Source organism: Dietzia alimentaria 72 (assembly GCF_000226215.1).
GTDB classification, from domain to species: Bacteria; Actinomycetota; Actinomycetes; order Mycobacteriales; family Mycobacteriaceae; genus Dietzia; species Dietzia alimentaria.
On the sequence record NZ_AGFF01000020.1, the window covers coordinates 62,075 to 75,336 of the forward strand.

The following is a 13,262-nucleotide window of genomic DNA, read 5'->3' on the forward strand; positions in this document are numbered from 1 at the left end:
GACTTAAATGGCGGCACCCGAGCAACGGACCCCCAAGCAGGACCGGAGCCGCATCACGCGGGAGCGGCTGCTCGGTGCCTCCATCGAACTACTCGCAACGCAGGGCTGGGCGGCGACCACCGTAGGGGCGGTGGCCGCCGCCGCTGGCGTCTCACGGGGCGCCGCCCAGCACCACTTCCCGACTCGCGAGGACCTCATCACGGCAGCGCTGGTCCACATGGTTGACCAGCGACTGGAAAGCGTCCGCAGTGTCGGGCTGAAACTCCCACCACCGGGGACGGAACGGACGGTCGCGGTGGTCAGGCTGATCGTCGCGCACTACACGTCGGACCTGTTCAAGGCGGCCCTCCACGTCTGGACCGCGGCCGCTAGCGACCCGGCCCTCGCCGAGCGGGTGCTTCCGCTGGAGAACAGGATGTCCCGCGAGGTACTGGGGATCGCGGCGGTCGCGCTCGGTCGTGACCCTTCGGATACCAGGGTGCGCCGCGCGCTACAGACCACCCTTGACCTGGCCCGCGGGCTCGGCCTGGCCGACGTGCTCTCCGACGACTCGGCACGGCGAGAGAAGATCATCCGATTCTGGGCGGAGTCCCTCGACACGGTGCTTGCGGACGCCGGAAAGCCACTCCCGGAAATGGCTCCGGAATCCGCCTTTTGACCAATACTCCCACCGCCGGTTAGGCTTGACCATCGTGCTCGCAGTATGCGAGCTGGAGGATCGTGCCCAGTAGGCCAGCGAGAGCGGCTGACGTGGTCGCCCGTGCGCCCGACAGGGGAGCGCGAGAGTCCGGATACGAGCAACGTCCCAGTGACCGGTGGTCGCCTCGCGAGGAGGCCACCAGCTAGAGAAAGTCGGTTCATGCCAACCATCAACCAGCTGGTCCGCAAGGGCCGCCAGGACAAGAAGTCGGCGACGTCGACGGCTGCCCTCAAGGGCTCGCCGCAGCGCCGCGGCGTGTGCACCCGCGTGTACACCACCACCCCCAAGAAGCCGAACTCCGCGCTTCGTAAGGTCGCCCGCGTGCGCCTCACCACCGGCATCGAGGTCTCCGCTTACATCCCCGGCGAGGGCCACAACCTGCAGGAGCACTCGATGGTGCTCGTGCGTGGCGGTCGTGTGAAGGACCTCCCGGGTGTGCGTTACAAGATCATCCGCGGCTCCCTCGACACGCAGGGCGTGAAGGACCGCAAGCAGGCCCGCTCCCGCTACGGCGCCAAGAAGGAGAAGTAATGCCTCGTAAGGGTCCCGCCCCGAAGCGCCAGCTCATCAACGATCCGGTCTACGGTTCGCTGCTGGTCACCCAGCTCGTCAACAAGATCCTCCTCGACGGAAAAAAGACGACCGCCGAGCGCATCGTCTACTCCGCGCTGGAGATCTGCCGTGAGAAGACCGGCACCGATCCGGTCCTCACCCTCAAGAAGGCCCTGGACAACGTCCGCCCGGCCCTCGAGGTCCGCTCCCGTCGTGTCGGCGGCGCCACCTACCAGGTGCCCGTCGAGGTCCGCCCCGGTCGTTCCACGACCCTGGCGATGCGCTGGCTGGTGACATTCTCCCGGCAGCGTCGCGAGAACACGATGGTCGAGCGTCTGGCCAACGAGATTCTGGACGCCTCGAACGGTCTGGGTGCAGCGGTCAAGCGTCGCGAGGACACCCACAAGATGGCCGAGGCCAACCGGGCGTTCGCGCACTACCGCTGGTGACCTGGTGGGCCCCGGACGGGGAGGTGGCGTCACGACCACCCCCTGTCCAGGGTCCCGCTGCTGCCTACTTGGTGGCATTATTGCCGTGGCCCCGTCTCGTCCCATCGAGAGCGCGACGCCGGCACCAACACAATGACCCGGTTCGGACGGTCGACACCGACCGCACGGGCCACCGACGACTCACGATCGGGGAGAATCCGTGGCACAGGACGTGCTGACCGACCTCAACAAGGTCCGCAACATCGGCATCATGGCGCACATCGACGCCGGTAAGACCACCACCACCGAGCGCATCCTGTTCTACACGGGTGTCAACCGCAAGGCCGGCGAGACCCACGACGGTGCCTCCACCACCGACTGGATGGAGCAGGAGAAGGAGCGCGGCATCACGATCACGTCCGCCGCGGTCACCTGTTTCTGGGACAACAACCAGATCAACATCATCGACACCCCGGGCCACGTGGACTTCACGGTCGAGGTCGAGCGCTCGCTTCGCGTGCTCGACGGCGCTGTCGCGGTCTTCGACGGCAAGGAGGGCGTCGAGCCCCAGTCGGAGCAGGTCTGGCGCCAGGCCGAGAAGTACGACGTGCCCCGCATCTGCTTCGTCAACAAGATGGACAAGCTCGGCGCGGACTTCTACTACACGGTCCAGACCATCATCGACCGCCTCGGCGCCAAGCCGTTGGTCCTGCAGCTGCCGATCGGTGCCGAGGACCAGTTCGACGGCATCGTCGACCTCATCGAGATGAAGGCCCACGTTTGGCCCGGCAAGACCGAGATCGGTGCGGACGCGTCGATCGAGGAGATCCCGGCTGACCTCCAGGAGAAGGCCGCGGAGTACCGCGAGAAGCTGCTGGAGACGGTGGCCGAGTCCGACGAAGCGCTCATGGAGAAGTACTTCGGCGGTGAGGAGCTCACGGTCGAGGAGATCAAGGGAGCCGTCCGCAAGATGACGGTCAACTCCGAGCTCTACCCGGTCCTGTGTGGCTCGGCGTACAAGAACAAGGGCGTCCAGCCCATGCTCAACGCCGTTGTCGACTTCCTGCCGACCCCGCTGGACGTCGGCGAGGTCCACGGGCACAAGGTCGGCGACGAGTCGGTCGAGATCGTGCGCAAGCCGGCGAAGGACGAGCCGTTCTCCGCGCTCGCGTTCAAGATCGCCGTCCACCCGTTTTTCGGCAAGCTCACCTTCGTGCGCGTCTACTCGGGCCGCGTCGAGCCGGGCACCCAGGTCGCCAACTCGACCAAGGGCAAGAAGGAGCGCGTCGGCAAGCTCTTCCAGATGCACGCCAACAAGGAGAACCCGGTCGAAGAGGCCGTGGCCGGCAACATCTACGCCTTCATCGGACTCAAGGACACCACCACCGGTGACACCCTGTCCGACCTGAACAACCAGGTCGTGCTCGAGTCCATGACGTTCCCGGACCCGGTCATCGACGTCTCCATCGAGCCCAAGACCAAGGCCGACCAGGAGAAGCTCGGTACCGCGATCCAGAAGCTCGCCGAAGAGGATCCGACCTTCACCGTCCGGCTGGACGATGAGACGGGGCAGACCGTCATCGGCGGCATGGGTGAGCTTCACCTGGACGTGCTCGTCGACCGCATGAAGCGTGAGTTCAAGGTCGAGGCCAACGTCGGCAAGCCGCAGGTCGCGTACCGCGAGACCATCAAGGGCACCGTCGAGAAGTACGACTACACGCACAAGAAGCAGACCGGTGGTTCCGGTCAGTTCGCGAAGGTGCAGATCCGACTCGAACCGCTGGACCAGGAGTCCATCGAAGAGGGCGAGACCTACACCTTCAACGACAAGGTGACCGGTGGCCGCGTGCCCAAGGAGTACATCCCCTCCGTGGACGCGGGCATCAAGGACGCCATGCAGTACGGCATCCTGGCCGGCTACCCGATGGTGAACGTCAAGGCCACCCTGGTCGATGGTGCCTACCACGAGGTCGACTCGTCCGAGATGGCGTTCAAGGTCGCGGGCTCGATGGCCTTCAAGGAGGCTGCGCGTAAGTGCCAGCCGGTGATCCTCGAGCCGCTCATGGCCGTCGAGGTCACCACGCCCGAGGACTACATGGGCGATGTCATCGGTGACCTCAACTCCCGACGCGGTCAGGTCAACGCGATGGAGGAGCGCTCCGGCGCTCGCGTCGTGAAGGCCAATGTGCCGCTTTCCGAAATGTTCGGCTACGTCGGCGACCTCCGGTCGAAGACGCAGGGCCGGGCCAACTACTCGATGGTCTTCTCCCACTACGCCGAGGTTCCGGCGAGTGTGTCCAAGGAGATCATCGCCAAGGCGACCGGCGAGTAACCGGTATGGTCCCATCTCGTCACCAAGACGGGATGGGACCGATGCCGGCGGCGCACGGTCGAACCTCCGGGTGGCCGCCGGTTCGTGCCCCACGGCACGATGAGTAAGATCAGATCCCACACAAAGCAGTGCCCACGATGACGTGGGGACAGACCAGTCCAGGAGGACATCAAGTGGCGAAGGCGAAGTTCGAGCGGACGAAGCCGCACGTTAACATCGGCACCATCGGTCACGTCGACCATGGCAAGACCACCACCACCGCGGCCATCACCAAGGTTCTGGCGGACACCTACCCCGAGCTCAACGACGCATTCGCGTTCGATGAGATCGACAAGGCGCCGGAGGAGAAGGCTCGTGGTATCACGATCAACATCTCCCACGTCGAGTACCAGACGGAGAAGCGTCACTACGCGCACGTTGACGCCCCCGGTCACGCCGACTACATCAAGAACATGATCACCGGTGCCGCCCAGATGGACGGCGCGATCCTCGTCGTGGCCGCCACCGACGGCCCGATGCCCCAGACGCGTGAGCACGTTCTGCTCGCCCGTCAGGTCGGCGTGCCCTACATCCTTGTCGCCCTGAACAAGTGCGACATGGTCGACGACGAGGAGATCCTCGAGCTCGTCGAGATGGAGGTCCGCGAGCTGCTGGCTTCGCAGGACTTCGACGAGGATGCCCCGGTCGTCCACATCTCGGCGCTCAAGGCGCTCGAGGGTGACGAGAAGTGGGTCCAGGCTGTTCGCGACCTCATGCAGGCGTGCGACGACTCCATTCCGGATCCCGAGCGCGAGACCGACAAGCCGTTCCTCATGCCCGTCGAGGACGTCTTCACGATCACCGGTCGTGGCACCGTCGTCACCGGTCGTATCGAGCGTGGCAAGGTCAACGTGAACGAGGATGTCGAGCTCATCGGCATCAAGGAGAAGGCCACCAAGACCACCATCACGGGCATCGAGATGTTCCGTAAGCTCCTCGACTACGGCGAGGCCGGCGACAACGTTGGTCTGCTCGTCCGTGGCCTCAAGCGTGAGGACGTCGAGCGCGGTCAGGTCGTCGTCAAGCCCGGCGCCTACACCCCGCACACCTCGTTCGAGGGCCAGGCGTACATCCTGTCCAAGGACGAGGGCGGCCGTCACACGCCGTTCTTCAACAACTACCGCCCGCAGTTCTACTTCCGCACCACGGACGTGACCGGCGTCGTGACCCTCCCCGAGGGCACCGAGATGGTCATGCCCGGTGACAACACCGAGATGAGCGTCGAGCTCATTCAGCCGGTCGCCATGGACGAGGGACTGCGCTTCGCTATCCGCGAGGGTGGCCGCACCGTCGGCGCCGGTCAGGTCAGCAAGATCATCAAGTGATCTGATGTGACAATCCGCACCGGATGAACACCCGGTCGCAACAGAAGGGGCGCCCCACCGCGAGGTGGGGCGCCCCTTCTGCCACGTGGTGATGGCTATTGCAGGCTATTTCCGCCGGCCCATGAAACTCATCGCCACCGACAACCCGACGGCCGCCACTCCGGCCAGCGCGGTGACGGCCACCGCCGCAACCTGTTCGGCCGTCGCGTACCGCTCGGAGCGGTCGGGGCCCAGCACACCGTGCCGGCGATCGATCTCCTGGAGCGCGCGGTGCAGCTCGTCCGGATCCCCGCCCGTATCCGGGTGGTGGCGTAGCACCGCCTGCCTCCGCTCGCGCTTATAGGCCGCCGGATCGCGGGGCTCATGTCGACTGTTCACGTTGACGTCTCCTAGGGGAGGGGTGGTGTATGCGGTTGACGCTACCGAAGAACGCGGCCGCTCCCGGGTTGGCCGGTGCGGAGAAGGACATTCGATGTGTACTGATTTTGCTCGGACCGCTTCCGTGCGGCATACTGGTGAAGTTGCCCGGACAAGGCGGCGTCTGACAGTGGGCCCTCGGGTCCATCGAAGAGTCGGGTTGGCCGGGCGAGCACGACCGTGGCGGGTGAGTAATCACCCGCTGGAAAAGTGGGAGGGCGACACGCCCGACCGCGTGGACGCGTCGTGACACGTCAACAGCGGCAGCGGATCGGTCCGCCGTCAACTTCGCCTCGTGCGCAAGTCCGGCAGTACCGTCCTCTGGAGGTCCTGTATTCGTGTCATGCCCGTGGGCGCGCGACCGGGGCCTCCAAGACGGATACCGATGCACGTGACCGGCTTCTAGTCGGTCTGACGGTGTCACATACGACAAGCGAACACAGCAGTGCCCCCGCGACGCGAGGGCGCTCACGACAGCCGCCTTCACGGGCGGGAGGAGAAGAGGACGAAGTGGCGGGACAAAAGATCCGCATCCGGCTCAAGGCCTATGACCACGAGGCGATCGATGCTTCGGCCCGGAAGATCGTCGAGACGGTGACCCGTACGGGTGCTCGTGTTGTCGGCCCCGTGCCGCTGCCTACCGAGAAGAACGTCTACTGCGTCATCCGCTCGCCGCATAAGTACAAGGATTCGCGTGAGCACTTCGAGATGCGTACCCACAAGCGGCTGATCGACATCCTCGACCCGACGCCCAAGACCGTGGACGCGCTCATGCGCATCGACCTGCCTGCCAGCGTCGACGTCAACATCCAGTGACCTCCGACCGCGTAGCGGTCAGCAAGCAACGTGCAGCGGAGACAGTGAACAGATGAGTAACATCGAGATCAAAGGCATCCTGGGCGCCAAGCTCGGCATGACCCAGGTCTTCGACGAGAACAACCGGGTCGTCCCGGTAACCGTCGTCAAGGCCGGGCCGTGCGTCGTCACCGGGATCCGTACCGAAGAGACCGACGGCTACAACGCCGTCCAGATCGCGTTTGGCGCGATCGATCCCCGCCGGGTCAACAAGCCCGTCAGTGGGCAGTTCGAGAAGGCCGGGGTCACCCCGCGCCGTCACCTCGCCGAGATCCGCCTGGACAATTCCGAGCAGGCAGCCGGGTTCGAGGTCGGGCAGGAGCTCGGCGCCGACGTGTTCGAGGACGGCGCATTCGTCGACGTCACCGGCACGTCCAAGGGCAAGGGCTTCGCCGGCACCATGAAGCGTCACGGCTTCTCGGGCCAGGGTGCGTCGCACGGTACGCAGGCGGTGCACCGCAAGCCCGGCTCCATCGGTGGTGCGTCCACCCCGGGTCGCGTGTTCCGCGGCAAGAAGATGGCCGGTCGTATGGGTAACGAGCGTGTGACCACCATGAACCTCAAGGTCCACAAGGTTGACGCCGAGGCCGGCGTCCTCCTCATCAAGGGTGCTATCCCGGGTCGCAACGGCGGCCTCGTGATGGTCCGTTCCGCAGTGAAGGGCGGTGCGCACGCATGACTACCACGGAGAACACCGTGAACCTCAAGCTGGACGTCCGTACACCGGCCGGGAAGACCGACGGCTCCGTCGAGCTCCCTGCCGAGGTCTTCGGCGTCGAGCCCAACCTGCCCCTCATGCACCAGGTCGTGGTGGCGCAGCTCGCCGCGGCGCGTCAGGGTACTCACTCGACCAAGACCCGCGGAGAGGTCCGAGGCGGCGGTCGCAAGCCGTTCCGCCAGAAGGGGACCGGCCGCGCCCGTCAGGGCTCGACCCGCGCCCCCGCCTACACCGGCGGCGGCACGGTCCACGGCCCGAAGCCGCGGGACTACTCGCAGCGGACCCCCAAGAAGATGAAGGCCGCCGCACTGCGCGGAGCCCTCTCCGACCGGCTGGCAGGCGAGCGTATCCACGTCGTCAGCGAGTTCGTCGAGGGCCAGAAGCCTTCTACCGCGGGCGTCCGTGACTTCCTCGTCTCGATCTCGGACCGTAAGAAGTTCCTGGTCGTCGTGGGACGTGAGGACTCCGCAGCGTGGCGTTCCGTCGCCAACCTCGATCACGTTCACCCGATCGCTCCTGATCAGCTGAACACGTACGACGTCCTCAACGCCGACGACGTCGTGTTCACGGTCGAGGCTCTGGACGCATTCGTCACGCAGGCCACTAAGAAGACTGTTGCGAAGGAGGCCGACAAGTGAGCACCGTCGCCGATCCCCGGGACGTGATCCTCGCCCCCGTCGTCTCCGAGAAGGCCTATAGCCTGCTCGAGCAGGGCGTGTACACGTTCCTGGTCACCCCGGACGCCAACAAGACGCAGATCAAGATCGCCATCCAGGAGATCTTCGGCGTCAAGGTGGAGTCCGTGAACACCGCCAACCGTAAGGGCAAGCGCAAGCGCACCCGCACCGGGTTCGGTCAGCGCAAGAGCACCAAGCGCGCCATCGTGACCCTCGCGGCTGACAGCAAGCCCATCGAGATCCCGGGTCTGACCGCCTGAGGGCGGGAAGAGTTAAGGACGAGAGAACCTCATGGCTATCCGCAAGTACAAGCCCACGACCCCCGGTCGTCGCGGCTCGAGCGTCTCGGACTTCGCCGAGATCACGCGCTCGACGCCCGAGAAGTCGCTACTACGCCCGTTGAGCAAGAGCGGCGGACGTAACGGCCACGGCCGAATCACCACGCGCCACAAGGGCGGTGGACACAAGCGCCAGTACCGGGTCATCGACTTCCGTCGTAACGACAAGGACGGCGTCAACGCCACCGTCGCGCATATCGAATACGACCCGAACCGCACCGCTAACATCGCCCTCTTGCACTACGCGGATGGCGAGAAGCGGTACATCCTGGCCCCGCGCAACCTCAAGCAGGGCATGAAGGTCGAGTCCGGTATCGGCGCCGACATCAAGACCGGCAACAACCTGCCGCTCCGCAGTATCCCCGCCGGCACCGTGGTGCACGCCGTGGAGCTGCGCCCGGGCGGCGGCGCCAAGATGGCCCGAGCGGCCGGCGCTGGAATCCAGCTTCTCGGTAAGGAGGGCGCCTACGCCTCGCTGCGTATGCCCTCCGGCGAGATCCGTCGCGTCGATGTGCGCTGCCGCGCAACGATCGGTGAGGTCGGTAATGCCGAGCAGGCCAACATCAACTGGGGTAAGGCCGGCCGTATGCGGTGGAAGGGCGTTCGCCCGACCGTCCGTGGTGTCGTCATGAACCCGATCGACCACCCACACGGCGGTGGCGAGGGTAAGACGTCCGGTGGTCGTCACCCCGTCAGCCCGTGGGGCCAGCCCGAGGGCCGGACCCGCAAGCCCAACAAGGCGAGCGACAATCTCATTGTCCGTCGCCGTCGCACCGGTAAGAAGCGTTAAGGAGGGAAACTAGGATGCCTCGTAGTCTCAAGAAGGGTCCGTTCGTCGACGAGCACCTCCTCGCGAAGGTGGACGTGCAGAACGACAAGGGTACTCATCAGGTCATCAAGACCTGGTCGCGTCGCTCGACGATCTTGCCCGATTTCATCGGCCACACCTTCGCCGTCCATGACGGCCGTAAGCATGTGCCCGTGTTCGTGTCCGACTCCATGGTGGGTCACAAGCTCGGCGAGTTCGCGCCGACGCGCACGTTCAAGGGGCACATCAAGGACGATCGGAAGAGTAAGCGTCGATGAGCACTGATACCCAGAAGAATGAAGCGCCGGCCGAGAACCTCTCCGCCCGCGCCACCGCGAAGTTCGTCCGCGTCACGCCGATGAAGGCGCGTCGCGTGATCGACCTCATCCGGGGCAAGGACGCCTCCGCCGCTCTGGACATCCTGCGGTTCGCGCCGCAGGCCGCCAGTGAGCCGGTCGCCAAGGTTCTGGCCTCCGCGATGGCAAACGCCGAGAACAATCTCGACCTGGATCCCCGGACCCTCGTCGTGACCACGGCGTACGCAGATGAGGGCCCGACCCTGAAGCGGTTCCAGCCGCGCGCACAGGGTCGTGCGTTCCGTATCCGCAAGCGCACGAGCCACATCACCATCGAGGTGACCAGCGTTCCCGAGAAGGCCGGTTCGACCGGTCGGGGACGTCGTAACCAGGGAGGTGCCCGCTAAATGGGACAGAAGATCCATCCGCACGGCTTCCGTCTGGGTATCACCTCGGACTGGACGTCGAAGTGGTTCGCCGATAAGCAGTACGCCGACTACGTGTCCGAGGACATCAAGATCCGCAAGCTCCTGTCTAAGGGTATGGAGCGGGCCGGTATCTCGGGCGTCGACATCTCGCGCACCCGTGACCGGGTTCACGTCGACATTCACACCGCCCGTCCGGGCATTGTGATCGGTCGTCGTGGCGCCGAGGCGGATCGTCTGCGTGGTGAGCTCGAGAAGCTGACCGCGAAGCAGGTCCACCTCAACATCCTCGAGATCAAGAACACCGAGGCCGATGCTCAGCTCGTTGCCCAGGGCATCGCCGAGCAGCTGACAAACCGCGTGGCCTTCCGCCGCGCGATGCGTAAGGGCATTCAGTCCGCCATGCGTCAGCCCCAGGTCAAGGGCATCAAGGTGGTCTGTTCAGGCCGTCTCGGCGGCGCCGAGATGTCCCGCTCGGAGCGCTACCACGAGGGACGCGTCCCTCTGCACACCCTGCGTGCCGAGATCGATTACGGCACCTACGAGGCCAAGACGACCTTCGGTCGCATCGGCGTCAAGGTGTGGATCTATAAGGGTGACGTCGTCGGTGGCCGCCGCGAGTCCGACCAGTTCGCCCAGTCCAGCAACCGCGGCGGTGCCGATCGGGCTCCGCGCCGTGAGCGCGGCGCCGGCCGGCCGCGTCGTTCCGGCGCCCAGGGCACCACGGCCACCAGCACCGAGACCGGCCGCGCCGGTTCCGCTGCCCCGGCCGAGGCGCCCGCAGAGAACAAGGAGGCCTGACCGTGCTGATCCCCAAGCGCGTCAAGCACCGTAAGCAGCACCACCCCGGCCGCAAGGGCGGGGCCAAGGGCGGCACCAAGGTGACGTTCGGTGACTACGGAATCCAGGCGCTCGAGCCTGCCTATGTCACCAACCGGCAGATCGAGTCCGCGCGTATCGCCATCAACCGCCACATCAAGCGTGGCGGCAAGGTCTGGATCAACATCTACCCGGACCGTCCGCTGACCAAGAAGCCCGCCGAGGTTCGGATGGGTTCCGGTAAGGGATCCGTCGAGTGGTGGGTCGCGAACGTCAAGCCGGGTCGCATTCTCTTCGAGATGTCGTACCCGAACGAGGAGACCGCTCGCGAGGCCCTGCGTCGCGCGCAGCACAAACTCCCGTGCAAGACCCGCATCGTGACCCGGGAGGAGCAGTTCTGATGGCTAGTGGAATCACCGCCCCCGAGCTGCGTGAGCTCGACGCCGATGCCCTGACCGCGCGCCTGCGTGAGGCTAAGGAAGAGCTGTTCAACCTGCGCTTCCAGATGGCCACCGGTCAGCTGACCAACAACCGTCGCCTGCGTGTCGTCCGTCACGACATCGCACGGATCTACACCGTCATCCGCGAGCGCGAGCTCGGGCTGTCGGCGGCGCCGGGTGATGCCAAGTGAGTGACAAGGAAACAGTTGTGACTGAGTCCAGCGAGAACGTCGAGCGCAACAGCCGCAAGGTGCGTATCGGGTACGTCGTGTCCGACAAGATGGAGAAGACCATCATTGTCGAACTCGAGGACCGCGTGAAGCACCCGTTGTACGGCAAGATCATGCGTCGGACCGAGCGCGTGAAGGCCCACGATGAGGCCAACACCGCTGGCGTGGGTGACCGCGTGCGGATCATGGAGACCCGCCCGCTGTCCGCCACGAAGCGCTACCGCCTCGTCGAGGTGTTGGAGCGGGCCAAGTAAGCCCCTCCCGAACCCAGAACGGCCCGGCCCCGGAGCATCCAGGGCCGGGCCGTTCTGCATTCTTTGTAACGAATTTAACGAATGTAACGAATCGTGAGTGTTGTGTCATAGGCCGCGACTCGCTCAGTAGAACAGGATACAAACGATGATCATTCGACAAGGCAGTAGCCATCGGGGAGGAACTCGGGTTTCTCGCCGAGTGATCCAGATCGGGTTATCCGGTGTCGCGACCGCGGCGCTGATCGTCACCTCGGCTGCGGTTCCGGCCAGCGCTCAGAGCGCAGACGGCGGATCTGCTGACCCCGCGTCCCTGACTCCGAGCGTGGTACCGGGGAGCCTGTTGGGCGTCCCGTCTCTTAGCGTGGCGGCGTTGGCCAATCTCGGTGCGGCAGTGCCGCTCACTTCGGTGCTGGGTTCGGTAGCGGCGGCGGGATCCGAGGAGTTCCCGCGCCCGGGTAGTTCTGCTGCGCCCACGCGTCCGGTTGCTAAGCGAGACTCGGCCATCACAGATTCGAACGTCCGGAGTATCAAGCCGCTGTTCCCCGGCTCGCCCAACCCCGCGGACGCCCGGGCCGAGGTGTGGACGGTGACATCCAAATCGATGCAACGGGAGATTCGCGTGGAGGTCTACCGCGCCCCGGTCGGGTTCGACACGCCGAACGTGTACTTCCTCGACGGCGTCGGTAGCGAGGTCCCGTCGGGGTGGAGCACCGGTATGGGCTGGGGTGACCAAGTTCTTCGGGACAAGAACGTCAATGTCATCGCCCCGACCGGCGGCCCTGCCTCAATGTGGTCGAACTGGCAGGATGACGACCCGATCCTGGGCCCCAACAAGTGGGAGACCTTCCTGACCGAAGAACTACCTCCGCTCCTCAAGCAGGGAATGACCGGCGCCGGGGGAGGGTTGGCCCACAACGGTGACTGGGGGGTGATGGGCTTGTCGATGGGTGCGTCCGCCGCACTTCACCTCGCCAACACCTACGAGATGTTCAACGCCACCGCGGGTGTCAGCGGTGCGTACTCGACCACCGATGACCTCGGTTACCAGTACGCGCGTCTCACAACCGCCGCCCGTCATGGTGACGTGACCAAGATGTGGGGACCGCGGGACTCACAGGCGTGGCGGGATCATGACACCCTGTTGGATCCGTCCGGACTGGCGGGGAAGGCTGTCTTCCTCAGCGCCGCGACCGGTATCGTCGGTTCCACAGAGCTTGGGCATTTCGGTAGCAACGAGGTGATTCTCCTCGACGGCCACTTGCTGGAGAAGGGGTCATACGAGAGCACCAAGGCATTGGAGGCCGCATTGGCGTCCGTCCCTGACGTCAAGCTGCAAATGGCGTACATGCCCACCGGCATCCACAACTGGCCCGTGTTCGTCAGCCAAATGCGGCCGAGCATGAACCACCTCCTGGCCGGACTCGATGCCGCCACACCGAATGGGAAAACGGCGAAGGGTAGTGCGCCGGCCCAAGCCCTCGGTTCCGCTGGCTCATCGAGTTCAGAGGGTTCCTCGGGCTCGTTGGGGTCGTCGGGATCCGCTGGCTCAACCGGGAGCTGACCGCGATTTGGGTGAGGTCGGGTCCGCACCCTACACTGGAGCAGTTGC

At 65.3% G+C, this 13,262-nt stretch carries 18 protein-coding genes; 17 read left to right on the forward strand and 1 reads right to left on the reverse strand.

Features of this window, described 5'->3' with window-relative positions:
• The first annotated feature begins 7 nt into the window (after positions 1–7).
• From ON04_RS08420 to tuf, 5 genes are all read left to right on the forward strand, one after another.
• Positions 8–658, forward strand: a complete 651-nt coding sequence (locus ON04_RS08420; RefSeq protein ID WP_010541163.1) for a TetR/AcrR family transcriptional regulator — start codon at positions 8–10, stop codon at positions 656–658.
• A 201-nt stretch (positions 659–859) separates the two neighbouring features.
• A complete protein-coding gene (rpsL, locus tag ON04_RS08425; protein WP_010541164.1) occupies positions 860–1,231 on the forward strand; it encodes a 30S ribosomal protein S12 in 372 nt (123 codons plus the stop codon).
• A complete protein-coding gene (gene rpsG, locus ON04_RS08430) occupies positions 1,231–1,701 on the forward strand; it encodes a 30S ribosomal protein S7 (protein ID WP_010541165.1) in 471 nt (156 codons plus the stop codon). Before rpsL ends, rpsG begins: the two co-directional genes overlap by 1 nt.
• Positions 1,702–1,900: 199 nt before the next feature.
• Positions 1,901–4,012 (forward strand): elongation factor G, encoded by a 2,112-nt coding sequence (gene fusA, locus ON04_RS08435; protein ID WP_010541166.1) that lies wholly within the window; start codon positions 1,901–1,903, stop codon positions 4,010–4,012.
• Positions 4,013–4,185: 173 nt separating this feature from the next.
• Positions 4,186–5,376 carry an elongation factor Tu gene (gene tuf, locus ON04_RS08440; RefSeq protein WP_010541167.1) on the forward strand — a complete coding sequence of 397 codons (1,191 nt, stop codon included), beginning with the start codon at positions 4,186–4,188 and terminating at the stop codon, positions 5,374–5,376.
• Positions 5,377–5,481: 105 nt separating this feature from the next.
• Here tuf and ON04_RS08445 read toward each other — a convergent pair whose 3' ends face one another.
• Positions 5,482–5,754 carry a hypothetical protein gene (locus ON04_RS08445; RefSeq protein ID WP_029458073.1) on the reverse strand — a complete coding sequence of 91 codons (273 nt, stop codon included), beginning with the start codon at positions 5,752–5,754 and terminating at the stop codon, positions 5,482–5,484.
• Between the two features lie 549 nt (positions 5,755–6,303).
• Here ON04_RS08445 and rpsJ point away from each other — a divergent pair.
• From rpsJ to ON04_RS08505, 12 genes are all read left to right on the forward strand, one after another.
• Entirely contained in the window at positions 6,304–6,609 is a 306-nt protein-coding gene (gene rpsJ / locus ON04_RS08450) for a 30S ribosomal protein S10 (RefSeq protein ID WP_003938093.1), read from the forward strand.
• Between the two features lie 52 nt (positions 6,610–6,661).
• Positions 6,662–7,327 (forward strand): 50S ribosomal protein L3, encoded by a 666-nt coding sequence (gene rplC, locus ON04_RS08455; RefSeq protein ID WP_010541169.1) that lies wholly within the window; start codon positions 6,662–6,664, stop codon positions 7,325–7,327.
• Entirely contained in the window at positions 7,324–8,004 is a 681-nt protein-coding gene (gene rplD, locus ON04_RS08460) for a 50S ribosomal protein L4 (RefSeq protein WP_010541170.1), read from the forward strand. Before rplC ends, rplD begins: the two co-directional genes overlap by 4 nt.
• Positions 8,001–8,303 carry a 50S ribosomal protein L23 gene (gene rplW, locus ON04_RS08465; RefSeq protein WP_010541171.1) on the forward strand — a complete coding sequence of 101 codons (303 nt, stop codon included), beginning with the start codon at positions 8,001–8,003 and terminating at the stop codon, positions 8,301–8,303. The genes rplD and rplW overlap by 4 nt, the downstream gene beginning before the upstream one ends.
• Positions 8,304–8,334: 31 nt before the next feature.
• Positions 8,335–9,171, forward strand: coding sequence for a 50S ribosomal protein L2 (gene rplB, locus ON04_RS08470; protein ID WP_010541172.1), 837 nt, complete (start codon positions 8,335–8,337; stop codon positions 9,169–9,171).
• Between the two features lie 14 nt (positions 9,172–9,185).
• Entirely contained in the window at positions 9,186–9,467 is a 282-nt protein-coding gene (gene rpsS, locus ON04_RS08475; protein ID WP_007628126.1) for a 30S ribosomal protein S19, read from the forward strand.
• Positions 9,464–9,892, forward strand: coding sequence for a 50S ribosomal protein L22 (rplV, locus tag ON04_RS08480; RefSeq protein WP_010541173.1), 429 nt, complete (start codon positions 9,464–9,466; stop codon positions 9,890–9,892). The genes rpsS and rplV overlap by 4 nt, the downstream gene beginning before the upstream one ends.
• Positions 9,893–10,711, forward strand: a complete 819-nt coding sequence (rpsC, locus tag ON04_RS08485; RefSeq protein ID WP_010541174.1) for a 30S ribosomal protein S3 — start codon at positions 9,893–9,895, stop codon at positions 10,709–10,711.
• A gap of 2 nt (positions 10,712–10,713) precedes the next feature.
• Positions 10,714–11,130, forward strand: coding sequence for a 50S ribosomal protein L16 (rplP, locus tag ON04_RS08490; RefSeq protein WP_010541175.1), 417 nt, complete (start codon positions 10,714–10,716; stop codon positions 11,128–11,130).
• Positions 11,130–11,360 carry a 50S ribosomal protein L29 gene (rpmC, locus tag ON04_RS08495; protein ID WP_010541176.1) on the forward strand — a complete coding sequence of 77 codons (231 nt, stop codon included), beginning with the start codon at positions 11,130–11,132 and terminating at the stop codon, positions 11,358–11,360. The genes rplP and rpmC overlap by 1 nt, the downstream gene beginning before the upstream one ends.
• Before the next feature lie 17 nt (positions 11,361–11,377).
• Positions 11,378–11,653 (forward strand): 30S ribosomal protein S17, encoded by a 276-nt coding sequence (gene rpsQ / locus ON04_RS08500; protein WP_010541177.1) that lies wholly within the window; start codon positions 11,378–11,380, stop codon positions 11,651–11,653.
• Between the two features lie 361 nt (positions 11,654–12,014).
• Positions 12,015–13,214, forward strand: a complete 1,200-nt coding sequence (locus ON04_RS08505) for an alpha/beta hydrolase (protein WP_238529273.1) — start codon at positions 12,015–12,017, stop codon at positions 13,212–13,214.
• Positions 13,215–13,262 lie beyond the last annotated feature (48 nt).

Excerpts from the sequence above, each read along its gene's own strand:
- ON04_RS08420 (WP_010541163.1), top strand. The coding sequence starts at position 8 with ATGGCGGCACCCGAGCAACGGACCCCCAAGCAGGACCGGAGCCGCATC.
- rpsL (WP_010541164.1), top strand. The coding sequence starts at position 860 with ATGCCAACCATCAACCAGCTGGTCCGCAAGGGCCGCCAGGACAAGAAG.
- rpsG (WP_010541165.1), top strand. The coding sequence starts at position 1,231 with ATGCCTCGTAAGGGTCCCGCCCCGAAGCGCCAGCTCATCAACGATCCG.
- rplC (WP_010541169.1), top strand. The coding sequence starts at position 6,662 with ATGAGTAACATCGAGATCAAAGGCATCCTGGGCGCCAAGCTCGGCATG.
- rplD (WP_010541170.1), top strand. The coding sequence starts at position 7,324 with ATGACTACCACGGAGAACACCGTGAACCTCAAGCTGGACGTCCGTACA.
- rplB (WP_010541172.1), top strand. The coding sequence starts at position 8,335 with ATGGCTATCCGCAAGTACAAGCCCACGACCCCCGGTCGTCGCGGCTCG.
- rpsS (WP_007628126.1), top strand. The coding sequence starts at position 9,186 with ATGCCTCGTAGTCTCAAGAAGGGTCCGTTCGTCGACGAGCACCTCCTC.
- rplV (WP_010541173.1), top strand. The coding sequence starts at position 9,464 with ATGAGCACTGATACCCAGAAGAATGAAGCGCCGGCCGAGAACCTCTCC.
- rpsC (WP_010541174.1), top strand. The coding sequence starts at position 9,893 with ATGGGACAGAAGATCCATCCGCACGGCTTCCGTCTGGGTATCACCTCG.
- rpmC (WP_010541176.1), top strand. The coding sequence starts at position 11,130 with ATGGCTAGTGGAATCACCGCCCCCGAGCTGCGTGAGCTCGACGCCGAT.